The 22778-nt window shown below is 51.4% G+C and carries 19 protein-coding genes; 16 read left to right on the forward strand and 3 right to left on the reverse strand.

The window, feature by feature from the left end:
• Positions 1-33: 33 nt before the first annotated feature.
• The 8 genes from ACOJUN_RS05090 to ACOJUN_RS05125 all read left to right on the forward strand — a co-directional run bounded on the left by ACOJUN_RS05090 (position 34) and on the right by ACOJUN_RS05125 (position 9387).
• Entirely contained in the window at positions 34-1191 is a 1158-nt protein-coding gene (locus ACOJUN_RS05090; RefSeq protein WP_422135584.1) for an ankyrin repeat domain-containing protein, read from the forward strand.
• Positions 1192-1379: 188 nt separating this feature from the next.
• Positions 1380-2369: an ankyrin repeat domain-containing protein gene (locus ACOJUN_RS05095; RefSeq protein WP_422135585.1), complete on the forward strand. Its 990-nt coding sequence runs from the start codon at positions 1380-1382 to the stop codon at positions 2367-2369.
• Between the two features lie 144 nt (positions 2370-2513).
• Entirely contained in the window at positions 2514-3704 is a 1191-nt protein-coding gene (locus tag ACOJUN_RS05100) for an ankyrin repeat domain-containing protein (RefSeq protein ID WP_422135586.1), read from the forward strand.
• 136 nt (positions 3705-3840) lie between these two features.
• The gene (locus ACOJUN_RS05105; RefSeq protein ID WP_422135587.1) at positions 3841-4635 is read left to right on the forward strand and encodes an ankyrin repeat domain-containing protein; all 795 of its coding nucleotides are present in this window, start codon (positions 3841-3843) and stop codon (positions 4633-4635) included.
• A gap of 137 nt (positions 4636-4772) precedes the next feature.
• Positions 4773-5933 carry an ankyrin repeat domain-containing protein gene (locus tag ACOJUN_RS05110; RefSeq protein WP_422135588.1) on the forward strand — a complete coding sequence of 387 codons (1161 nt, stop codon included), beginning with the start codon at positions 4773-4775 and terminating at the stop codon, positions 5931-5933.
• Between the two features lie 187 nt (positions 5934-6120).
• Entirely contained in the window at positions 6121-7170 is a 1050-nt protein-coding gene (locus ACOJUN_RS05115) for an ankyrin repeat domain-containing protein (protein ID WP_422135589.1), read from the forward strand.
• A gap of 208 nt (positions 7171-7378) precedes the next feature.
• Complete coding sequence (locus tag ACOJUN_RS05120) at positions 7379-8440, forward strand: ankyrin repeat domain-containing protein (protein ID WP_422135590.1); 1062 nt, start codon at positions 7379-7381, stop codon at positions 8438-8440.
• Positions 8441-8628: 188 nt separating this feature from the next.
• Positions 8629-9387 carry an ankyrin repeat domain-containing protein gene (locus ACOJUN_RS05125; RefSeq protein WP_422135591.1) on the forward strand — a complete coding sequence of 253 codons (759 nt, stop codon included), beginning with the start codon at positions 8629-8631 and terminating at the stop codon, positions 9385-9387.
• Between the two features lie 281 nt (positions 9388-9668).
• Here the strand turns inward: ACOJUN_RS05125 and ACOJUN_RS05130 are convergent, their stop codons facing one another.
• Positions 9669-10196 carry a DUF29 domain-containing protein gene (locus tag ACOJUN_RS05130; protein ID WP_422135592.1) on the reverse strand — a complete coding sequence of 176 codons (528 nt, stop codon included), beginning with the start codon at positions 10194-10196 and terminating at the stop codon, positions 9669-9671.
• A 53-nt stretch (positions 10197-10249) separates the two neighbouring features.
• Between ACOJUN_RS05130 and ACOJUN_RS05135 the strand changes: the two genes are divergently transcribed.
• Positions 10250-10513 carry a hypothetical protein gene (locus ACOJUN_RS05135; protein WP_422135593.1) on the forward strand — a complete coding sequence of 88 codons (264 nt, stop codon included), beginning with the start codon at positions 10250-10252 and terminating at the stop codon, positions 10511-10513.
• Here ACOJUN_RS05135 and ACOJUN_RS05140 read toward each other — a convergent pair.
• Entirely contained in the window at positions 10494-10976 is a 483-nt protein-coding gene (locus ACOJUN_RS05140) for a zinc ribbon domain-containing protein (protein ID WP_422135594.1), read from the reverse strand. The genes ACOJUN_RS05135 and ACOJUN_RS05140 overlap by 20 nt on opposite strands.
• Positions 10977-11393: 417 nt before the next feature.
• Positions 11394-11978, reverse strand: a complete 585-nt coding sequence (locus ACOJUN_RS05145; protein WP_422135595.1) for an IS607 family transposase — start codon at positions 11976-11978, stop codon at positions 11394-11396.
• A gap of 347 nt (positions 11979-12325) precedes the next feature.
• On the opposite strand from ACOJUN_RS05145, the gene ACOJUN_RS05150 reads away from it, so the two are divergent.
• The 7 genes from ACOJUN_RS05150 to ACOJUN_RS05180 all read left to right on the forward strand — a co-directional run bounded on the left by ACOJUN_RS05150 (position 12326) and on the right by ACOJUN_RS05180 (position 22674).
• The gene (locus ACOJUN_RS05150) at positions 12326-13573 is read left to right on the forward strand and encodes an ankyrin repeat domain-containing protein (protein WP_422135596.1); all 1248 of its coding nucleotides are present in this window, start codon (positions 12326-12328) and stop codon (positions 13571-13573) included.
• 77 nt (positions 13574-13650) lie between these two features.
• On the forward strand, positions 13651-14739 hold the full coding sequence (locus tag ACOJUN_RS05155; RefSeq protein WP_422135597.1) for an ankyrin repeat domain-containing protein: 1089 nt from the start codon (positions 13651-13653) through the stop codon (positions 14737-14739).
• A 136-nt stretch (positions 14740-14875) separates the two neighbouring features.
• On the forward strand, positions 14876-16426 hold the full coding sequence (locus tag ACOJUN_RS05160; RefSeq protein WP_422135598.1) for an ankyrin repeat domain-containing protein: 1551 nt from the start codon (positions 14876-14878) through the stop codon (positions 16424-16426).
• A gap of 225 nt (positions 16427-16651) precedes the next feature.
• Positions 16652-18412 carry an ankyrin repeat domain-containing protein gene (locus tag ACOJUN_RS05165; RefSeq protein ID WP_422135599.1) on the forward strand — a complete coding sequence of 587 codons (1761 nt, stop codon included), beginning with the start codon at positions 16652-16654 and terminating at the stop codon, positions 18410-18412.
• A 186-nt stretch (positions 18413-18598) separates the two neighbouring features.
• Positions 18599-19948: an ankyrin repeat domain-containing protein gene (locus ACOJUN_RS05170; protein ID WP_422135600.1), complete on the forward strand. Its 1350-nt coding sequence runs from the start codon at positions 18599-18601 to the stop codon at positions 19946-19948.
• A 667-nt stretch (positions 19949-20615) separates the two neighbouring features.
• Entirely contained in the window at positions 20616-21734 is a 1119-nt protein-coding gene (locus ACOJUN_RS05175) for a hypothetical protein (protein WP_422135601.1), read from the forward strand.
• A 190-nt stretch (positions 21735-21924) separates the two neighbouring features.
• Positions 21925-22674, forward strand: a complete 750-nt coding sequence (locus ACOJUN_RS05180; RefSeq protein ID WP_422135602.1) for an ankyrin repeat domain-containing protein — start codon at positions 21925-21927, stop codon at positions 22672-22674.
• The last annotated feature ends 104 nt before the right edge of the window (positions 22675-22778 follow it).

Here is a 22778-nt window from a genome sequence, read left to right on the forward strand (position 1 = left end):
TACCCAACCCGCACGACTTCTTGGCCAGTACAGATGTTCTACCTATGGATGACATTGATCGCTGTCCTCTACTCATGGACGCTAAAAGCCGATCAATGCGCTATCTGTTTGGCTAACTTCCATAACCGTAATGAAGAGCCAGTGGTCGTCAAAACCGGATGTTGCGGCCAACTCTTCGATCTGGACTGTGTTTCGAGGTGTTTTGTTGATCAGCCCATCGGCTCACGCCGTTGCGCGATGTGTCGGCAAAACCCGATGCCTTTGATGAATCAGAACACCAGTGAATCTCACCCGGATACATTTTTCCCCGATCAGACATTTTATATCGCCTGCTCCAACGGGGATCTGGAGCAGGTGGAGAGATCACTGGCAGAAGGCGTCAATGTCAATGCCGTTATGACTAATGGTTTCACCGCCTTGATGCTCGCATCCTGTTATGGGCAAATGAACGTCGTCGAGCGCCTGATCAATGCCGGGGCGGACGTCAACATCGCTCGCAATGAGGATGGCACCACCCCGCTGCTCATCGCTGCCCTGTTGGGTAATACTGGCTGCCTGAAAATCCTGATCGAAGCCGGCGCGAACCCTAACACCCCCCGGACTACGGATGGCGCCACCCCGCTATTCATAGCTGCCTATGAGGGCAATACCGGCTGCCTGAAAATCCTGATCCAAGCCGAAGCAGATCTCAACGCCTGGAATAAGAATGGCGCCACCCCGCTGTACACCGCTGCACTAGAAAATAACATCGACTGCGTGAAACTCCTTATCAACGCTGGGGTGGATCTCAACGCCGCCCGGGCCAAGGATGGCGCCACCCCGTTGTCCAGCGCAGCGCTGATGGGCAATACCGATTGCGTGAAAGCCCTGATCAACGCCGGGGCGGATCTCAACGCCCGGGGTAAGAATGGCACCACCCCACTGTTCTTGGCTGCCTATGAAAATAACATCGACTGCTTACAACTCCTGATCACCGCCGGGGCGGATCTCAACGCTGCCTTGCCGAATGGCATTACCCCGCTGTTCATCGCAGCCCTGAAAGGCAATACCGATTGCGTGGAAACCCTGATCAACGCCGGGGCGGATCTCAACGCCGCCAGAACTTCGGATGGTGCCACCCCGCTGTCCATCGCAACCCGGAAGGACAACACCGACTGCGTGAAAGCCCTGATCAAGGCTGGGGCAAAGTAGGAAACTGAGGAGAGGAGGAGAACACATCAAAGGCATCGTGTTATCCAGCAAACACAGCTTTAGGGTGATTCCACCTTCTGAGTTTTTGAAATGCTTGAATATTTAGCCACAGCAAACTGTGATAGCCATACAAATGAACTACCATACTCCCTTTGAACCTAACCCTTACTACTTATTAGCTAGCACAGATGTTCTTCTTGTGTATGGCATTGCTCGCTGCCTTCTTCCCGACGACACTGGAGGCCGACATATGTCCTGTTTGTCTGGCTCCCTTCCATGGCCGAAGTGAAGAGCCTGTGGTCGTGACAACCCAATGTTGTGGCCAACGCTTCGATCTGGACTGTATATCGAGGTGTTTTGCTGATCAGCCCATCGGCTCACGCCGGTGCGTGATGTGCAGACAAGACCCGATGCCTGTGGTGAACCTGGACACCAGTGAATCTCTCCCGGATACATTTTTCCCCGATCAGACCTTTTTTGATGCCTGTTATGACGGGGATTTGGATCAGGTGGAGAAGTCACTGGCAGAAGGAGTCAATGTCAATGCCGTTACCTCTGATGATCTCACGGCCTTGATGATGGCATCCTATGGGGGGCATACAGACGTTGTCGAGCGCCTTATCAACGCCGGGGCAAGCCCCAACGCCGCCCGATCATGTGGTGCTACCGCGCTGACCTTCGCTGTCCAGGAAAATAACCCCGACTGCGTGAAACTCCTGATCAACGCCGGGGCAGATCTCAACGCCGCCAGAACTTCGGATGGCGCCACCCCGCTTTTCATCGCAGCTTTGAAAGGCAATACCGATTGCCTGGAAATCCTCATCCACGCCGGGGCGGATCTCAACGCCACAAGGACTTTGGATGGCGCCACCCCGCTATTCATCGCAGCCTGGAAGGGCTTCACCGATTGCGTGGAAATCCTGATCCACGTCGGGGCAGATCTCAACGCCGCCACGACTTCAGATGGTGCCACCTCACTGTTCGCCGCTGCTGAAAAAGGCAATACCGAATGCCTGAAAGCACTACTCGAAGCCGGGGCTGATCTCAACGCCCTGACTAAAGATGGCGCCACCCCGTTGTCCATCGCAACCATGCTGAGCCATAGCGATTGCGTCAAAGCCCTTACCGAGGCCAGAGAAAGGAAGGAAACAAAAGAAAGGCATTTTGCTATCCACTAAAAACAGCTTTCAGGTGTTCCCATCTTACGAGTTTTGCAATGCGTGATTATTTAGTCACAGCAAATTTATTCGCCATAAAACTGAATTATCGTACTTTTTTTGTGTCTAAAACTCATTAGATAAAACAACGAGGAGGTTTTACTTGTGGATGCCATTACTCACTCTCATTTACCCATGGGAACTGATGTAACGTCGACGAACGATGCCTGTCCTATTTGTTTGGAAGATTTCCATGGTCGCGATGTGACGGCTGTGAGCGTCAAACCTGTATTTCAAACCCAATGTGGCCACCGCTACCATGTGGACTGTATTACGCAGCTATTTCTTGAAGTAGCCATAGACCGCCGCCAGTGCGCGTATTGCCGGGGAGACCCGTTCCCTGTGATGAATTTGAACACCGGTGAATCTCACCAGGTTAAATTTTTCCCCAATCTGAGGTTTTATTATGCCTGTTCAAACGGGAACCGGGAACAGGTGTCCAGGGCGCTGGCAGAAGGAGTCAATGTCAATGCCGTCATGAATAAGGATACTCCCTTGATCTTGGCATCCAATGAGGGGGATGAAGTGATCGTCGACCACCTGCTCAAGGCCGGGGCGGACGTCAATACCGCCCGGACTGAGGACGGCGCCACCGCGCTGATGGTAGCTGCCCAGCGGGGCAGGACCAACTGCGTGAAACTTCTGCTCAAGGCCAGGGCGAATGTCAACGCCCGAAATGTGACGGGCGCCACTCCACTGTACTTTGCTGCTGAGAAAGGCAGAACCGGGTGCGCGAAACTCCTGCTCAATGCCGGGGCAGATCGCAACATCCCCAAGACTTCGGATGGCGCCACCCCTCTGTCCATCGCTGTTTCGAGAAGCTATGTCGAGTGCGTGGAACTCTTGATCAAAGACGAGGCAGATCTCAACACCCGGTTCAGGGATGGCAACACGCTGCTACTCATTGCAGCCTGTAAGGGCACCATGGAACTCCTGATCAAACATGGGGCGGATCTCAACGCCGCCAGAACTTCGGATGGCGCCACCCCGCTTTTCATCGCAGCTTTAAAAGGCAATACCGATTGCGTCGAAACCCTGATCAACTGCGGGGCGAATGTCAACGCCGCCAGGACTTCGGATGGCGCCACCCCGCTTTTCATCGCAGCTTTGAAAGGCAATACCAATTGCGTGGAAACCCTGATCAACGCCGGGGCGGATCTCAACGCCGCCAGAACTTCGGATGGCGCCACCCCGCTGTCTATCGCAATCGAGATGGACAACATCGACTGCGCATTGGCCCTTATCAAGGCCAAGACTCCGAAGAGAACAAATGAAGGGTACTGCATTATCCTGTAACACGGCTTTAAGGAGTTCCCATCTGCTGAGTTTTTGAAATTCGTGATTATTTAGTCACAGCAAACTTTGATAGCCATACAAATAAACTATCATGATTACTTTGGACCTAAACTGCGCTGCTTATTGGCTAGTACAGATGTTCTACCTAAAGGTCACATTGATCGCTGCCCTCTTCTCATGGACACTGAAGGCCGATCTACTTGAAATTTGTCTGGATTGCTACCGCTACCATAGCCGTAGTAGAGAGACTGTGTTCGTCATCACCCGATGTCGCCACTTCTACCATCTGGACTGCATTACGAGGCAATTTGTTATTCAGCCCACAGGCTCTCGCCAGTGCGGGTATTGCCGACAAAACCCGCTCCCTGTTTTGCATTGGCATACCGGTGAATCGTACCCGGATACATTTTTCCCCAATCAGACCTTTTATGATGCCTGTTATGACGGGGATTTGGATCAGGTGGAGAAGTCACTGGCAGAAGGAGTCAATGTCAATGCCGTTATGACCGATGATTTCACATCCTTGATGTTGGCATCCTCCGGAGGGCACACGGACGTCGTTGAACGCCTTATCAACGCCGGAGCAAACGTCAACGCCGCCATGACCTCGAATGGCGCCACCCCGCTTTTCTTCGCAGCTTGGAAAGGCCATACCGATTGCATGAAAATCCTGATCAACGCCGGGGCGGATCTCAACGCCGCCAGGACTTCGGATGGTGCCACCCCGTTGCTCGCCGCTGCTGAGAAAGGCAATACCGTATGTGTGAAAGCACTGGTCAACGCCGAGGCGGATCTCAACGCCGCCAGGACTTCGGATGGCGCCACCCCACTGTCCATCGCAACCAGGTTGGGCCATACCGACTGCGTGGAAGCCCTTACTGCGACCAAAGAAAGGAAGGAAACAAAAGAAAGGCATTTTGCTATCCAGTAAAAACAGCTTTCAAGTGTTCCCATCTTCGTGTTTTTTGATATTCATGATTATTTGGTCACAGCAAACTGTGATAGTCATACAAATGAACTACCATACTTTTTTTGTATCTAACCCAAGCTACTTATTGACCAACACAGATGTTTTACTTATGGGTGGCATTGCTCACTACCCTCTCCCCGTCAGCAGTAAAGGCTGATCAATGTCCTATTTGTCTGGCTGACTTCCATGGTCGAAGTGAAGCGCCTGTGGTCGTCAAAACCCAATGTTGTCGCCAACGCTTCGATCTGGACTGTATATCGAGGTGTTTTTTTAATCAGCCCATCGGCTCACGCCGGTGCGCGATGTGTCGGCAAGACCCGGTGCCTGTGGTGAATCAGAACACCAGTGAATCTCACCCCGATACATTTTTCCCCGATCGGACATTTTATGATGCCTGTTGTGATGGAGATTTGGATCAAGTGGAGAGGTCACTGGCAGAAGGCGTCAATGTCAATGCTGCTATGAATGATGGCTTCACTGCCTTCATGTTGGCATCCAGCAAGGGGCACATGGACATCGTTGAACGCCTGATCAACGCCGGGGCAGACGTCAACGTAGCTCGGAATGAAGATGGCACCACCCCGCTGTTCATCGCGGCCCTGACGGGCAATACCGGCTGCCTGAAAATCCTGATCAAAGCCGGGGCGAACCCCAACACCCCCGCGACTGCGGATGGCACCACCCCGCTATACATTGCAGCCCGGAAGGGTAATACCGATTGCGTGGCAATCCTGATCGAAGCCGAAGCAGATCTCAACGCCCGGAATAAGAATGGCGCCACCCCGCTGTTCATCGCTGTACAAGAAAATAACATCGACTGCGTGAAACTCCTGATCAACGCCGGGGCGGATCTCAACGCCGCCCGAACTATGGATGGCGCCACCCCGCTGTCCATGGCAGTACAGTTGGGCAATACCGATTGCGTGAAAGCCCTGATCAAGGACGGGACGGATCTCAACGCCCGGTGTAAGAAGAATGGCGCCACCGCACTGTTCATGGCTATCCAGGAAAACAACACCGACTGCATACAACTCCTGATCAACGCCGGGGCGGATCTCAACGCTGCCTTGCCAAATGGCGTCACCCCGTTGTTTGCCGCTGCTGCGATAGGCAATACCGAATGCGTGAAAGCACTGATCGAAGCCGAGGCGAATCTCAACGCCACCAGGACTTTGGATGGCGCCACTCCACTGTTAATCGCTGCCGAGTTGGGCAATACCGAATGCGTGAAGCTCTTGGTCAACGCCGGGGCAGAGTAGGGAACAGAGGCAGTGAAAGAAACAGAAGAAAGGCGTTATATTGTCCAGTAAACACAGCTCTCAGGTGTTCCCATCTCCCGAGTTTTGCAATGTGTAATTATTTTGCCAGAGCAAGCTTTGATAGCCATATAAATGAACTACCATACTTTCTTTGCACCTAACCCGTACTACTTATCGGCTAGCACAGATGTTTTACTTATGGATGGCATTGCTCACTGCCCTCTCCCCGACAACAGTAAAGGCTGATCAATGTCCTGTTTGTCTGGCTGAGTTCCATGGTCGAAGTGAAGCGCCTGTGGTCGTCAAAACCCAATGTTGTGGCCAACGCTTCGATCTGGACTGTATATCGAGGTGTTTTGCTGATCAGCCCATCGGCTCACGCCGGTGCGCGATGTGTCGGCAAGACCCGATGCCTGTGGTGAATCAGAACACCAGTGAATCTCACCCGGATACATTTTTCCCCGATAGGACATTTTATGATGCCTGTTGTAATGGAGATTTGGATCAGGTGGAGAGGTCACTGGCAGAGGGAGTCAATGTCAATGCTGCTATGAATGAAGGCTTCACTGCCTTGATGTTGGCATCCATTGGCGGACACATAGACGTCGTCGGACGCCTGATCAAGGCCGGGGCGGACCTTAACGCGGCTCGGTCTGAGGATGGCGGCACTCCGCTGCTCCAGGCTGCCCAGAAAAATAACACCAACTGCTTGAAAGCCCTGATCGGAGCCAAAGCGGATCTCAACACCAGGTCTAAAGGTGGCGCCACTGCGTTGTGGATTGCGGCCCAAGAGGGCAATACCGACTGCGCGAAACTCCTGATCAGCGCTGGGGCGGATATCAACGCCGCCACGCCGCGTGACGTCAGCCCGCTGTTCATAACAGCCCAGAATGGTAATACTGACTGTTTGAAAGCCCTGATCGAAGGCAGCGCAAATATCAACGCACGAACTGTGACTGGCGCCACCGCACTGATGGTCGCTGCCCAGTTGGGCAATACCGACTGCGTGAAACTCCTGATCAATGCTCACGCGGATCTCGACGCCGCCAACACGAATGACGCCACCGCATTGTTTATCGCTGCTCAGAATGGCAATACCGACTGCTTGAAACTACTGATCAACGCCGGGGCAAACCTCAACAGCCGGACTGATCTTGGCACTACCCCGCTGTCCATCGCAACCCGGAAAGGCAACACCGACTGCGCGAAAGCCCTGATCAAGGCTGGAGCAAAGTAGGGAACTGAAGCAAGGAAGGGAACAAAAGAAAGGCGTTGTGTTTCCCGGTAAACACAGCTTTCAGGTATTCCCTGCTTCTGTGTTTTGCAATGCGAGATTATTTAGTCACAGCAAATTTATTAGCCATAAAACTGAATTATCGTACTTTTTTGGTGTCCAAGACTTATGTGGATAACTCATTGAATAAAATAACGAGGAGGTTTTACTTGTGGATGCCATTACTCACTCCCCTTTCCCCGTGGGAACTGACGTAACGTCGACGAACGATGCCTGTCCTATTTGTTTGGAAGATTTCCATGGTCGCGATGTGACGGCTGTGACCGTCAATCCTGTATTTCAAACCCAATGTGGCCACCGCTACCATGTGGACTGTATTACGCAGTTATTTCTTGAAGTAGCCATAGACCGCCGCCAGTGCGCGTATTGCCGGGGAGACCCGTTCCCTGTGATGAATTTGAACACCGGTGAATATCACCAGGCTAAATTTTTCCCCAATCTGATGTTTTACCGGGCCTGTGAATACGGGAACCGGAGAGATGTGTTTAGGGCGTTGGCAGAAGGCGTCAATGTCAATGCCGTCATGAATAAGAAAACTCCCTTGATGTTGGCAACCAGTGAGGGGGATGAAGTGATCGTCGGCCGCCTGATCAAGGCCGGGGCGGACGTCAATACCGCCCGGACTGAGGACGGCGCCACCGCGCTGATGATAGCTGCCCAGCTTGGCAGAACCAACTGCCTGAAACGCCTGCTCAAGGCCAGGGCCGATATCAACGCCCGAACGGTTTTGGGCCTCACCCCACTGTACTTTGCTACTGATAGTGCCAATACCGACTGCGTGAAACGCCTGCTCAAGGCCGGGGCAGATCGCAACATCCCCAAGACTTCGGATGGCGCCACCCCACTGTTCCTCGCTGTTTCAAAAAGCTATGTCAAGTGTGTGGAACTCTTGATCAAAGACGAGGCAGATCTCAACACCCGGTTTATGGATGGCAACACGCTGCTTCTCATCGCGGCCTTTAAGGGCAATAGAGGCTGCACGAAACTCCTGATCAAAAATGGGGCGGATCTCAACGCCGCCTTGCCGGATGGTTCCACCCCGCTGTTCCTCGCTGCCCAGGAAAATAACTCCGGCTGCCTGGAAGTCCTGATCAAAGCCGGGGCGAATCTCAACGCTGCCAGAACCAGTGATGGCGCCACCCCGCTGTCCATCGCAATCCTGAAGGGCAATAACGAGTGTGCGATAGCACTGATGAAGGCTGGGGCAAAATGAGGAACAGAGGCAAGGCAAGGGAACAAAAGAAAAGTGCTGTGTTATCCAGTAATACGACTTTCAGGTGTTCCTATCTTCTGGATTTTTGAAATTCGTGATTATTTAGCCGCAGCAAACTTTGATAGCCGTAAAAATGAACTAACATACTCCCTTTGAACCTAACCCATAATACTTATTGGCTAGCACAGATGTTCTACTTATGGGTGACATTGCTCACTACCCTCTCCCCGTCAATAGTAAAGGCTGATCAATGTCCTATTTGTCTGGCTTACTTCCATGGTCGAAGTGTACCGCCCGTGGTCGTCACAACCCAATGTTGTCGCCAACGCTTCGATCTGGACTGTATTACGAGGTGTTTTCTTGATCAGCCCATCGGCTCACGCAGGTGTGCGATGTGTCGGCAAGACCCGATGCCTGTGGTGAATCAGAACACCAATGAATCTCACCCGGATACATTTTTCCCCGATTGGACATTTTATGATGCCTGTTATGACGGGGATTTGGATCAGTTGGAGAGGTCACTGGCGGATGGAGTCAATGTCAATGCCGTGATGGTTAAGGGTCTCACTGCCTTAATGGTGGCATCCATCAGGGGGCACACGGACGTCGTCGAACGCCTGATCAACGCCGGGGCGAATCCCAACGCTGCCAGAACTTTGGATGGCACCTCTCCGCTTTTCCTCGCAGCTTTGAAGGGCAATGCCGATTGCCTGGAAATCCTGATCAACGCCGGGGCGGATCTCAACGCCGCCAGGACTTTGGATGGCGCCACCCCGCTTTTTATCGCAGCCTGGAAAGGCAATACCGATTGCGTGGAAATCCTGATCCACGTCGGGGTGGATCTCAATGCCACCACGACTTTGGATGGCTCCACCCCAGTGTCCATCGCAACCGAAATGGGCAATACCAACTGCGTGAAAGTCCTTACAGAGGCTGAGGCAAAGTAGGGAAATGAGGTAAGGAAAGGAACAAAAGAAAGTCGGAGTGTTATCCAGTAACCACGACTTTCAAGTGTTCCCATCTTCTGGATTTTTGAAATTCGTGAATCTCACCCGAATACATTTTTCCCCGATTGGACATTTCATGGTGCCTGTAATACTACCCATTTCGTGCTACACAGCCTCCAACAGATTGTCAATGTCAAGCTGGTCAAACTGTCGTTTGGTCAGCAGTTCACGCTGTTGGGTCAGTCATTGGTGGTAATCGGTATTGTATAGGTTACTCATGGTCAGCCTCCGGCAGCCAGTCTTCTGTCGTAGAGATTGACGCCATTAAGGGGATACCAGTCTTCAGTCATGATCTGTTCAAATGACCACGGACACTCAGGCGGGAAACTACTGTCATTCAGTCGTTGCGTTTCGCTACTGGCGTAGATGTTCATTTCTTTAACGGCTCTCTCTTTGGCATCAGGATAAGCCTCACTTAAAACCTCTTCAATTTTTGCTGTAAGACAATGATTTTTTTCTATTAATTTATCAATATCACGTCTTGCATTGCATATGCTAACCACCCAACCCTTAAGTACTCTTTCAGTAGCTATACTGTCTCTCAACACACTGGTTTGGTAGTCTATTTTGAGAAGATGAAGTATAAGAATTACCAAGTGACTGTCCAGTACACGAAGGTCTTGCTTAATGCTCAACTCTAAATCCTCAATCAGGTTTTCTAAATCCAACTGATTAAAGTTTTGAGTTTTCAACAGGGTTACTTGCTGACTCAGCCATTGATGATAATCAGTGTTATATAAATTATTCATAAAAATACCTCCATTGCCCTACCACTGTAGGCAAATAACAGAAGGGAATCAAAATGAATTACCAAAGCACAGATGCCTTTGTCGGGGGCTTTGCCCGTGGTTTTGGGCTGGTCAATTCGGCCATTGATGCCAAAGAGAACCGTCAGTATCGCAAGGAAATGATGGGGATGCAGAAAGAATTCTATGATCGCAAGATTCAGAGAGAGGACATGAACAATAAAGTTAATGCGCTTCGGGCTTTACTCTTGATTAAAACCGCAACGAGCGCAACACTCGCTGTTATGGCTAAGGTTCAAGCTACCTTGTCAAACACTTAAGAAAGACATTTCTGGCACCGTTGATATCACGATCAACGATGAAGCCCTCACCCTTAATAATTTTGGAAGAACCTAATTTTTCGTCAATGGTCCCGCTCCATGATCGAGTCTTGGATGTATAGGCTTCGTTGCAATCAACCACATGCTTTCCATACTTTTTTGCGTACCACTTAAGCCGCTTTTTGAATTGGTAGTGATTGAGGTCAAGCATCTGGCGGCAGGTGTTACGGCGAATGGTGCGAACCTTCTTATCTTTGCGTGTGACCATACCTCTTGTCTCAAAGGTTGGCAAAAATACAACGTCGTAGTTCGACACCAGCTCGAACGCCAGCCGGTTATGCAGATCAAGAACAATGTCATCCTTTTTGCATTTCAGCCGGTCAATTTCCCTGTTGAAATGAATAATCCGATCTCTTGCCCACTGGGGCATATCGTGGAACTCAACGCCCTTCCGCGTGTTCACCGGGGTCAACTCCAACGCATCTAACCTTCCCTTGGATTTCGGGATTTAGCTCAATATGTTGTTGAACCTGAATGAACCAGCGACCTTTGTCGTAGGTTATGACACAAGACTTGCCAATCGCTTCTGCTGGCACATCTTCTGTCAGGTGAATCTTGCCAAGAGCCTCTACGCAGGGATTTAATCCCTTTGGCAAACGGTCAATAGAGAATGAGTGCCTGCTACCTTTGCGGCTTTTGAAACTGATTTCTGCAAAGCCCTCTTTAGCTCCCTTTTTGCTCTTGCTTCACTTGAGCTTTAATGGCAGGTCGCATGTTGATGAATTTTCCGCTGGCATCTTTATAGTCATCATTGCGGAAACGCTCAACAGCAAGGTTGTACGACCTCCGATAGAGCATCAGGGCATCGTGATAGGCTTGCTTATTCTCTGGGTAAAACCTGGTCTTTTTTGATGCTACTCTCTTTGCGTCCTTTGCGTCCTTTGCGTCTTTTAGCAGATCGCTTCCCGTAGTGGCTATTGCAGAATGAGGTAATGAAACCGATAAGCTCTTGGGTGTCGAATGGCTCACAGGCGTTATCCGGGTCATCCAAAACCTCGATGTGTCCTCCCGATAATTCAACAAGCCACTTGATAAGTTCAAATCCTGATCGGGCAAGGCGATTTTTTGTGGCAACCACAATATGGGTTGGATTTCCGCACACCGGTGATTCCAGAATGGTTTGCAGTCCTTTTCGCTTAAAGTTGAAAGCACTGGCAATGTCGCTGATAAATTCTGCATCAGGGTGCTCTTTGAGTAAGATACGCTTTTGCGTGTCAATGCTGGATTTTTGCTTTCCAGAACTCACTCTTGTATAGCATATCTTCCTCTGCTGGTTAATGAATATGCGGAAGTGACCACCACTGGTTTGCTTCACTTTTTCGTAGTGACCGCTTTCGATCTTGTGCCTCATAGTTTGGCTGGTTACGCCTTCAATCTTGGCTAGCTTTGTAGTTGAACCCCACAAGATAAATTCACCTTTTGACGATTTATCTTGTGTCTGGCGTAATTGATTTTGCGATTGTAGCAATTTTATTTGACTGTTTTTGAGCGCAAGCGACGATCCGGCAGAACGGCAACTGGCTCAGGATATTTGACGCAACTACGACTGCGAAAAAGTCCTTATCGAGGCCAGGCAAGGGAAAGGAATGAAAGCATCGAGTTGTGTTATCCAGTAACCACGACTTTAAGGTGTTCCCATCTTCTGGATTTTTGAAATTCGTGATTGTTTAGCCGTAGCAAACTTTGATAGCCATACCAATGGACTAATATACTTTTTTTGTATCTAACCCTTAACACTTTTGACCAATCCAGATGTTCTATTTATGTATGGCATTGCTTGCTGCCTTCTTCCCATCGACACCAGAGGCCGATCAATGTCCTATTTGTCTGGCTCCCTTCCATGGTCGAAGTGTACCGCCCGTGGTCGTCACAACCCAATGTTGTTGCCAACGCTTCGATCTGGACTGTATTTCGAGATATTTTACTGATCAGCCCATCGGCTCACGTCGGTGCGCGATGTGTCGGCAAGACCCGATGCCTTTGGTGAATCAGAACACCAGTGAACCTCACCCGGATACATTTTTCCCCGATCAGGCGTTTTATCTAGCCTGTATAAACGGGGATCTGGATCGGGTGGAGAGGTCACTGGCAGAAGGAGTCAATGTCAATGCCGTTGTGATTGGTGGCTTCACTGCCTTAATGTTGGCATCCAGTGACGGGAACAAGGACGTCGTCGAACGCCTGATCAACGCCGGGGCGAACCTCGACGCCGCCTGTTCGACTGGTGCCACCGCACTGTCCATCGCTGCTCAGGAAAATAACATCGACTGCGTGAAACTCCTGATCAGCGCCGGGGCGGATGTCAACGCACGGTCTGAGTATGGCGCCACCCCGCTGTTCATCGCTGCCGGAAAAGGCAATACCGACTGCGTAAAAGCACTGATCGAAGCCGAGGCGAATCTCAACGCCCGGGCCCAGAATGGCTACACCCCACTGCACATGGCTGTACAAAAAAATAACACCGACTGTGTGAAAATACTGATCAATGCCGGGGCAGATCTCGACGCCCAGAACAAGATTGGCTCCAATGCTTTGCTCGTGGCGGTCCGACACAATAACATCGACAGCCTGAAACTCCTGATTGAAGCCAAGGCAAATCTCAACGCCGCCACTCCGAATGGTGTGCCACCACTGTTTGTCGCAGCCCAGGAAAATAACGCCGACTCTATGAAACTCTTGATCAATGCCGGGGCGAATCTCAACACCCGGACTACGGATGGCACCACCGTGTTGATCTTTGCAGCTCTGAAGGGCCATACCGATTGCGTGGAAATCCTGATCAACACCGGCGCGAACCTCGAAGTGGCCCGTTTGAATGGTTCCACCGCACTGTTCATCGCTGCTGAGTATGGTAACGCCGACACCATGAAACTGCTGATCGACGCGGGGGCAGATGTCAACACCCTCCGGACTTCAGATGGCGCCACCCCGCTGTCCGCAGCAGCCCTGAATGGCAATACCGACTGCGTAGGACTCCTGATCAAGGCCGGGGCAAAGTAGGGAACATTGGATAGCCATACAAATGAACTACCATAGCTTCTTTGTGCCTAACCCGAACTACTTATTGGCCAGCACAGATGTTTTACTTATGGATGGCATTGCTCACTACCCTCTCCTGGACACTGAAGGCCGATCAATGTCCTATTTGTCTGGATTACTTCCGTAGCAGTGATGCAGCGACTGAGGTCGTCAAAACCCAATGTTGCGGCCAACTCTTCGATCTGGACTGTATAACGAGGTGTTTTTTTAATCAGCCCATCAGCTCACGCCATTGCGCGATGTGCCGGCAAAACCCGATGCCTTTGCTGAATCAAAACACCGGTGAATCTCTCACGGATACATTTTTCCCCGATCATACGTTTTATGATGCCTGTTATGACGGGGATTTGGATCAGGTGGAGAGGTCACTGACAGAAGGCGTCAATGTCAATGCCGTCATGGCTGATGATTTCACGGCCTTGATGTTGGCATCCTACGGGGGGCACACGGACGTCGTCGAACGCCTTATCAACGCCGGGGCGAACCTCAATGCCGCCCATTCGACCGGTGCTACCGCGCTGTTCCTCGCTGCCCGGGAAAATAACCCCGACTGCGTGAAACTCCTGATCAACGCCGGGGCGGCTCTCAACGCTGCCCTGGTGAATGGTGCCACCCCGCTGTTTATCGCTGCCCAGAAAAATAACACCGAATGCGTGCAACTCCTGAGCAACGCCGGGGCGGATCTCAACGCCGCCAGAACTTCGGATGGCACCACCCCGCTTGTCGCCGCAATCTGGAGAGGTTATACCGATTGCGTGGAAATTCTGATCCAAGCCGGGGCGGATCTCAACGCCGCCAGGACTATAGATGGCGCCACCCCGCTATTTATCGCAGCCTGGAGGGGCTGCACCGATTGCGTGGAAATCCTGATCCACGTCGGGGCAGATCTCAACGCCGCCACGACTTCGGGTGGCGCTACCCCGCTCTTCGTCGCTGCTGAGAAAGGCAATACCGAATGCCTGAAAGCACTGATCGAAGCCGAGGCAGATCTCAGCGTCGCCAGGACTTTGGATGGCGCCACCCCACTGTCTATCGCAACCAGGTTGGGTTATACCGACTGCGTGAAAGCCCTGATCGAGGCCAGGGAAAGGAAGGGAACAAAAGAAAGGCATTTTGCTATCCAGTAAAAACAGCGTTCAGGTGTTCCCAGACTCAGAGTCATACAAAGGAGTGACTATTTATTCGCAGAAAACTTTGATAGCCACATAAATGAACTATCATGCTTTTTTGTATCTAACCCGAGCTGCTTATCGGGCAACACAGATGTTCTACTTATACGTGACATTGCTCGCTACCCTCTCCCCATGGTCACTGAAGGCTGATCACTGTCCTGTTTGTCTGGTTCCCTTCCAGGGCCGGAGTTTAGCGCCTGTGATTGTCAAAGCCCAATGTTGTGGCCATCGCTTCGATCTGGACTGTGTTTCGAAATGTTTTTCCGGTCAGCCCATTGGCTCACGCCAGTGCGCGATGTGTCGGCAAGACCCGATGCCTATGGTGAATCAAAACACCAGTGAATCTCATCCGGATACATTTTTTCCCGATCTGACGTTTTTTCGTGCCTGTTTTAGCGGGGATCTGGATCAGGTGGAAAGGTCTCTGGCAGAAGGAGTCAATGTCAATGCGGTTATGATTCATGATTTCACTGCCTTGATGCTGGCAGCCAAAAACGGGAACAAGGCCGTCTTAGAACGCCTGATCAACGCCGGGGCGAACCTCGACGGTGCCGCCCGTTCGACTGCTAATTCCCCATTGTTCATCGCTACCCGGGAAAATAACATCGACTGTGTGAAGCTCCTGATTAACGCCGGGGCAGATCTCAACGCCCGCTCTGAGGGTGGCGCCACCCCGCTAGCCATCGCTGCCCAGGAAAATAACATCGACTGTTTGAAACTCCTGATCAAAGCCGGGGCGGATGTCAACGCTGTCTCGTCGGATGGCGACACCCCGCTCTTCATCGCTGCCCAGAGAAATAACACCGACTGCTTGCAACTCCTGATCAACGCCAAGGCGGATGTCAACAGCGTCCGGACTTCGGATGGCGCCACCCCGCTTTTCATCGCTGCCGGGATAGGCAATACCGACTGCGTGGAAATCCTGATCAAGGCCGGGGCGGAACTCGACGCCCGGAATGAGGATGGCGCCACCCCGCTATACATCGCAGCTCAGGAGGGCAATACCGACTGCGTGAAACTCCTGATCAACGCCGGGGCGAATCTCAACCCCTCCCTGACTTCGGATGGCAGCACCCCGCTGTTCATCGCTGCACGGGAGGGCAATAGCGACTGCGTGAAACTCCTGATCAACGCCGGGGCAGATCTCAATGCCCGGAGTGAGAATGGCAGCACCCCGCTTTTCATCGCTGCACAGGAGGGCAATACCGACTGCGTGAAACGCCTGATCGACGCCGGGGCGGATCTCAACGCCGCCAGGATTACGGATGGTGCCACCCCGCTTCTCATCGCAGTCTGGAAAGGCCATACCGACTGCGTGAAACTCCTGATCAAAGCCGGCGCGGATCTCAACGCTCCCATGAATGTTGCCACCCCGCTGTTTATCGCTGCCCAACAAAATAACATCGACTGCCTGAAAATCCTGATCGAAGCCGAGGCGAATCTCAACGCCCGGAATGAGAATGGCGCCACTGCGCTGTTCATCGCAGCCCTGATTGGCAATACCGACTGCGTAAAACTCCTGATCAACGCCGGGGTGGATATCAACGTCCGCACTGAGGCTGGCGACACTCCGCTGTCCATCGCAACCGAGAAGGGCAATATCGACTGCGTGGAAGCCCTGATCAAGGCTGGAGCAAAGTAGGAAACTGAGGCAAGGAAGGCAACGAAAGAAAGGCGTTGTGCTATCCAGTAGTGCTATCCAGTAGTGCTATCCAGTAGTGCTATCCGGTAAACCCGGCTTTCAGCCGTTCCCATCTTCTGAGTTTTGCAATGCGTGATTATTTAGCCAGAGCAAACTTTGATAGTCATATAAATGAACTAACATGCTTTTTTGTATCTAACCCACACGGCTTATTGACCAACACAGATGTTCTACTTATGTGTGGCATTGCTCGCTACCCTCTTCTCATGGACACTAAAGGCCGATCAATGTCCTATTTGTCTGGCTCCCTTCCATAGCCGAAGTGAATCGCCTGTGGTCGTCAAAACCCAATGTTGTGGTCAACGCTTCGATCTGGACTGTATTTCAAAGTCTTTTGTCGAACAGCCCATCGGCTCACGCCGGTGTGCGATGTGCCGACAAAACCCGATGCCTCTGGTGAATCAGAACACCAGTGCATCTCACCCGGATACATTTTTTCCCGATCTGACATTTTTTTGTGCCTGTTTAAGCGGGGATTTGGATCAGGTGGAAAGGTCTCTGGCAGAAGGAGTCAATGTCAATGCGGTTATGACTCATGATTTCACTGCCTTGATGTTGGCAGCCAAAAACGGGAACAAGGCCGTCGTCGAACGCCTGATCAACGCCGGAGCGAACCTCGACGGTGCCGCCTGTTCGACTGCTAACACCCCATTGTTCATCGCTACCCGGGAAAATAACATCGACTGTGTGAAGCTCCTGATTAACGCCGGGGCAGATCTCAACGCCCGCTCTGAGGGTGGCGCCACCTCGCTAGCCATCGCTGCCCAGGAAAATAACATCGACTGTTTGAAACTCCTGATCAAAGCCGGGGCGGATGTCAACGCTGTCTCGTCGGATGGCGACACCCCGCTCTTCATCGCTGCCCAGAGAAATAACACCGACTGCTTGCAACTCCTGATCAACGCCAAGGCGGATGTCAACAGCGTCCGGACTTCGGATGGCGCCACCCCGCTTTTCATCGCAGCCTGGAAAGGCAATAGCGACTGCGTGGAAATCCTGATCGAAGCCGGGGCGGATCTCAACACCGCCAGGATTACGGATGCTGCCACCCCACTGTTCGCCGCTGCTGCAAAAGGCAATACCGACTGCGTGAAACGCCTGATCAACGCCGGGGCGGACGTTAACGCCGCCCTGAGTCCGGATGGCGACACCCCGCTCTTCATCGCTGCCCAAGAAAATAACACCGACTGCGTGAAACTCCTGATCAACGCCGGGGCAAACATCAACGCCCGGGTCGAGAATGGCTCCACCCCTCTGTTCATCGCAGCCCAAAAAGGCAATACCGACAGCCTGATAACCCTGATCGGAGCCGGGGCGGATCTCAACGCCGCCAGGATTACGGATGCTGCCACCCCACTGTTCGCCGCTGCTGCGAGAGGCAATACCGACTGCGTGAAACGCCTGATCAATGCCGGGGCAGATGTCAACACCCTCCCGACTCTGGATGGCGCCACACCGCTTTTCATCGCTGCCTGGAAGGGCAATAGCGACTGCATGGAAATCCTGATCAAGGCAGGGGCGGATCTCGATGCCCGGACTGAGGATAGCGCCACCCCACTATACATCGCAGCTCAGGAGGGATATACCGACTGCGTGCAACTCCTGATCGACGCCGGGGCGAATCTCAACACCCCCCTGACTTCGGATGGCAGCACCCCACTGTTCATCGCCGCTGCAATAGGCAATACCTACTGCATGAAAGCCCTGATCAAGGCCAAAGCGAATCTCGACACCCGAACCAAGAATGGCGCCACCCCGCTTTACATCGCCGCCGGGGAGGGTAATACCGACTGCGTGAAACTCCTGATTAACGCCGGGGCGGATCTCAACGCCCGGACTAAGACTGGCGCCACCCCGCTCTTCATCGCAACCGCGATGGGCAATACCGACTGTGTGGAACTCCTGATCAACGCCGGGGCAGAGTAGGGATCAGAGGCAGTAAAAGAAATGAAAGAAAGGCATTATATTGTTCAGTCAATACGGCTCTCAAGTGCTCCCATCTTCTGAGTTCTTAAAACAGGTGATTATTTGGCCACAGGAAACTTTGATATTCAGTAAATGAACTAACATGCTTTTTCGTATCTAACCCGTACTGCTTATTGACCAACACAGATGTTCTACTTATATGTGGCATTGCTCGCTACCCTCTCCCCATGGACAGTGAAGGCCGATCACTGTCCTATTTGCCTGGCTCCCTTCCATGGCCGAAGTGAAGCGCCTGTGGTTGTCAAAACCCAATGTTGTGGACACCGCTTCGATCTCGACTGTATTTCGAGGTGTTTTTTTAATCAGCCCATCGGCTCGCGACGTTGCGCGATGTGTCGGCAAGACCCGATGCCTGTGATGAATCAGAACACCAGTGAATCTCACCCGGATACATTTTTCCCCGATAAGACATTTTTTCGTGCCTGTTTAGACGGGGATCTGGATCAGGTGGAGAGGTCTCTGGCAGAAGGAGTCAATGTCAATGCGGTTATGACTTATGATTTCACTGCCTTGATGTTGGCATCCAATAACGGGAACAAGGCCATCGTCGAACGCCTGATCAGCGCTGGGGCGAACCTCGACGCCGCCTGTTCGACTGGTGCCACCGCACTGTTCGTAGCTGCCCAGGAAAATAACATCGACTGCGTGAAACTCCTGATCAGCGCCGGGGCGGACCCCAACACCGCCAGGACTTCGGATGGCGCCACCCCACTGCAAATTGCTGCTATGAAAGGCAATACCGACTGCATAAAACTCCTGATCAACGCCGGGGCGAATCCCGATGCCCGGATCAGGAATAGCGCCACCTCGCTATACATCGCAGCTCAGGAGGGCAATACCGACTGCGTGATAATCCTGATCGAAGCCGGGGCGGATCTCAACGCCGCCAGGATTACGGATGGTGCCACCCCTCTTTTCGTCGCTGCCGTGAATGGCAATACTGACAGCTTGAAAGCCCTGATCAAAGCCAGGGCGAATCTCGAAGCCCGAAAAAGGAATGGCGCCACCCCGCTCTATACCGCAGCTCTAAAAGGCAATACCGACTGTTTGAAACTCCTGATCAACGCCGGGGCGGATCTCAACGCCCGGAATGAACATGGCGCCAACCCGTTGTTAATCGCTGCCCAAAAAAATAACACCGAATGCCTGCCACTCCTGATCAACGCCGGGGCGGATCTCAACGCTGCCCTGCTGAATGGCGCCACCCCGCTGTATATCGCTGCCCAACAAAATAACATCGACTGCCTGAAAATCCTGGTCGACGCCGGGGCGGATCTCAACGCCCGGTATGAGAAGGGCGCGACTCCGCTGTTGATCGCAATCCTGAAGGGCAATACCGACTGCGCGAAACTCCTGATCAACGTCGGCGCGGATCTCAACGCTGCCTTGCCGACTGGGGACACTCCGCTGTCCATCGTAACCGAGCTGGGCAATATCGACTGCGTGGAAGCCCTGATCAAGGCTGGAGCAAAATAGGGAACTGAGGCAAGGAAGGCAACAAAAGAAACGCGTTGTGCTATCCAACAAACAAGGCTTTCAAGTGTTCCCATCTTCCGAGTTTTGCAATGCGTGATTATTTAGCCACAGCAAACTTTGTAAGCGATGTAGATGAACTATCAAGCTTTATCGACCATACCTGTGCGAACGATCATATTTTTAAAAATTGAACATTAGCACCATTCAATAAACTCCATGGAAATCTACAAGTGTTTTGATTGGACAGGTAAAAATGTGATGTCTAAGCTTCCCTCTGCTCCGGCGGTCTCTCAAGCAATCGGTTAGGTACGGGGATTACCCTTTTCTTTTGGTATTTATCCTACAGGCGGTCCATAGAATCATGAAAATACTTTCAAGCCTTTTTCTGGCCTTGATACTTCCATTTTGTTCTTCCCTTTGGGCTGTGAATAATGAGATCAGTGCAGATGGCCTTTTGCAATACGATCCCCAGGAGTATGCCGCTCCTGAAGAGGGCGGTGTAGTTTCTCAAAGAGACAGAAGAGAGGCCCGCAGAGGCGGAGGTTCCTCAGGAGGTGGAAGAAGTAGCGGTTCAAAAGGAGGCAGTTACAAGGGTGGCAGTTACAAGGGTGGCAGTTACAAGGGTGGCAGTTACAAGGGTGGCGGTTCAAAAAAAAGCGGTCACAAAGTGACAAGCTACATAAAATCATCAGTATCAAGAGCCAGAGTTAAAATTGCAAAATTCATGAAAGGCTACTCCCTGTCCACTTCTAAAAAAATATCTGTCTCCATAAATCCGCTGGGGAAGTCCGCTCGAGGGAGTCAGCCAATAAACAAAATCGAATCAAAAGTCCGCTTTCAGACTAAAGAGTCTGATTTTCTTTACTACACACTCAGGGGGCATGCATCACTGAAAACTTTGTTTCATCTCATTTTAATCGAAAATCCAGAAGACTCCTCAAAGTTATATCTTGGTTACTATGAGGACAATGAAGACAGTGTTATTGATAATACTGTTTTCAGTTCAACGCCAGCACCCATCTTGTTGAAAGACGTTTTATACAAGTCTGACACATCAGCTTCTGCAATCAATGGTACTGCTACCAATAGCACGGCTCTACCACCTCATTCAGATCTGTCTGCAAACGACACTCTTATAAATACTAATTTGACTTCCCGTAATACAACTGGACTACAGGGTTTAATGCCAAAAGGGCGTGAGTTTAAGTCCTTCAAACCCATTCTGAGTTTGGAAAAAGAGCTTGAATATTCAATCGAAGTGGCTTGGAAATCAGAGGATGCAATAACGTCAGTTGCAATGTCTGATAACAATGGTATGGCGTATACAACAATCAGCCCTTCAGCAACAATGTCTTCTTCGGCACCATCCTCATCCATACTGTCCTCAACGAGACGATTCATGCCAGACGCTTCGGAAGCCATTCCCGAAAATGTCGGCACTCAAATTGTTATCAAAAATAAAGAGGGCATGACTCTTGCCATATTAAATCTTGAACTGGAGCCTGGTTATTTTTCACTGAGTGATGGCAATGGCTATTTACTCGAGTACAGAATTGATGGGGCCGGGATTTATCAGCTGACTAAAATTCACACTGAAAATGAATATGCGAACGAAAACTGGAACAATGTATTCTTTCCAGTGCGTCCTGATAACGATTACACCGCCTTGTACGCATTCCTCGGAGGAGTTGCCGGTTTTCTTGTAGTCGCTATGCTTTTATCAGCATTTGCAGTCAATCATTGTGGCCATCCTCAGGCGAAGACACTTCATGGAACGCCATTATAAAAATGACCTTGCGTTTCTCTACATACCATTTCTCTGGTTGCAGTGTTGATGACGGTTTCTGCTGCAATATCCTTTCAACGATATTTTACAGATAGTTTGGAGCAGGGAAGCACCACCATTCATCATGGAAGCGATGGAATGATTTTAATGCTTTTTTGTATCTAACCCTTAACACTTTTGACCAATCCAGATGTTCTATTTATGTATGGCATTGCTTGCTGCCTTCTTCCCATCGACACCAGAGGCCGATCAATGTCCTATTTGTCTGGCTCCCTTCCATGGTCGAAGTGTACCGCCCGTGGTCGTCACAACCCAATGTTGTTGCCAACGCTTCGATCTGGACTGTATTTCGAGATATTTTACTGATCAGCCCATCGGCTCACGCCGGTGCGCGATGTGTCGGCAAGACCCGATGCCTTTGGTTAATCAGAACACCAGTGAATCTCACCCGGATACATTTTTCCCCGATCGAACATTTTTTCGTGCCTGTTTATTCGGGGATCTGGATCAGGTGGAGAGGTCTCTGGCAGAAGGAGTCAATGTCAATGCGGTTATGATTGATGATTACACTGCCCTGATGTTGGCATCCGGCCTGGGGCACATAGACGTCGTCGAACGCCTGATCAACGCTGGGGCGAACCTCGACGCTGCCGGTTCGACTCGTCCCACTGCACTGCTCTTCGCTGTTAACTATGGTAATACCGATTGCGTGAAACGCCTGATCCACGCCGGAGCGGATCTCAACGCTGCCTTGCCGGATGGCACCACCCCGCTGTCCATCGCTGCCCAGGAAAATAACATCGACTGTTTGAAACTCCTGATCAACGCCGGGGCGGATCTCAACGCTGCCATGCTGACTGGCGAAACTCCACTGTCCATCGCAACCGAGCTGGGCAATATCGACTGCGTGGAAGCCTTGATCAAGGCTGGAGCAAAATAGGGCTTTCAGGTGTTCCCACCTTCCGAGTTTTGCAATGCGTGGTTATTTAGCCAGAGCAAACTTTGATAGCCATACCAATGAACTATCATACCTCCTTTGTGACT

Source organism: Endozoicomonas sp. ALD040, from assembly GCF_049275945.1.
Classification (GTDB): Bacteria; Pseudomonadota; Gammaproteobacteria; order Pseudomonadales; family Endozoicomonadaceae; genus Endozoicomonas_A.

Bases quoted from the DNA above. Each gene is read 5' to 3' on its own strand.
- ACOJUN_RS05090 (WP_422135584.1), top strand. From the start codon at position 34: ATGTTCTACCTATGGATGACATTGATCGCTGTCCTCTACTCATGGACG.
- ACOJUN_RS05095 (WP_422135585.1), top strand. From the start codon at position 1,380: ATGTTCTTCTTGTGTATGGCATTGCTCGCTGCCTTCTTCCCGACGACA.
- ACOJUN_RS05105 (WP_422135587.1), top strand. From the start codon at position 3,841: ATGTTCTACCTAAAGGTCACATTGATCGCTGCCCTCTTCTCATGGACA.
- ACOJUN_RS05110 (WP_422135588.1), top strand. From the start codon at position 4,773: ATGTTTTACTTATGGGTGGCATTGCTCACTACCCTCTCCCCGTCAGCA.
- ACOJUN_RS05115 (WP_422135589.1), top strand. From the start codon at position 6,121: ATGTTTTACTTATGGATGGCATTGCTCACTGCCCTCTCCCCGACAACA.
- ACOJUN_RS05125 (WP_422135591.1), top strand. From the start codon at position 8,629: ATGTTCTACTTATGGGTGACATTGCTCACTACCCTCTCCCCGTCAATA.
- ACOJUN_RS05130 (WP_422135592.1), bottom strand. From the start codon at position 10,196: ATGAATAATTTATATAACACTGATTATCATCAATGGCTGAGTCAGCAA.
- ACOJUN_RS05135 (WP_422135593.1), top strand. From the start codon at position 10,250: ATGAATTACCAAAGCACAGATGCCTTTGTCGGGGGCTTTGCCCGTGGT.
- ACOJUN_RS05150 (WP_422135596.1), top strand. From the start codon at position 12,326: ATGTTCTATTTATGTATGGCATTGCTTGCTGCCTTCTTCCCATCGACA.
- ACOJUN_RS05155 (WP_422135597.1), top strand. From the start codon at position 13,651: ATGTTTTACTTATGGATGGCATTGCTCACTACCCTCTCCTGGACACTG.
- ACOJUN_RS05160 (WP_422135598.1), top strand. From the start codon at position 14,876: ATGTTCTACTTATACGTGACATTGCTCGCTACCCTCTCCCCATGGTCA.
- ACOJUN_RS05165 (WP_422135599.1), top strand. From the start codon at position 16,652: ATGTTCTACTTATGTGTGGCATTGCTCGCTACCCTCTTCTCATGGACA.
- ACOJUN_RS05170 (WP_422135600.1), top strand. From the start codon at position 18,599: ATGTTCTACTTATATGTGGCATTGCTCGCTACCCTCTCCCCATGGACA.
- ACOJUN_RS05180 (WP_422135602.1), top strand. From the start codon at position 21,925: ATGTTCTATTTATGTATGGCATTGCTTGCTGCCTTCTTCCCATCGACA.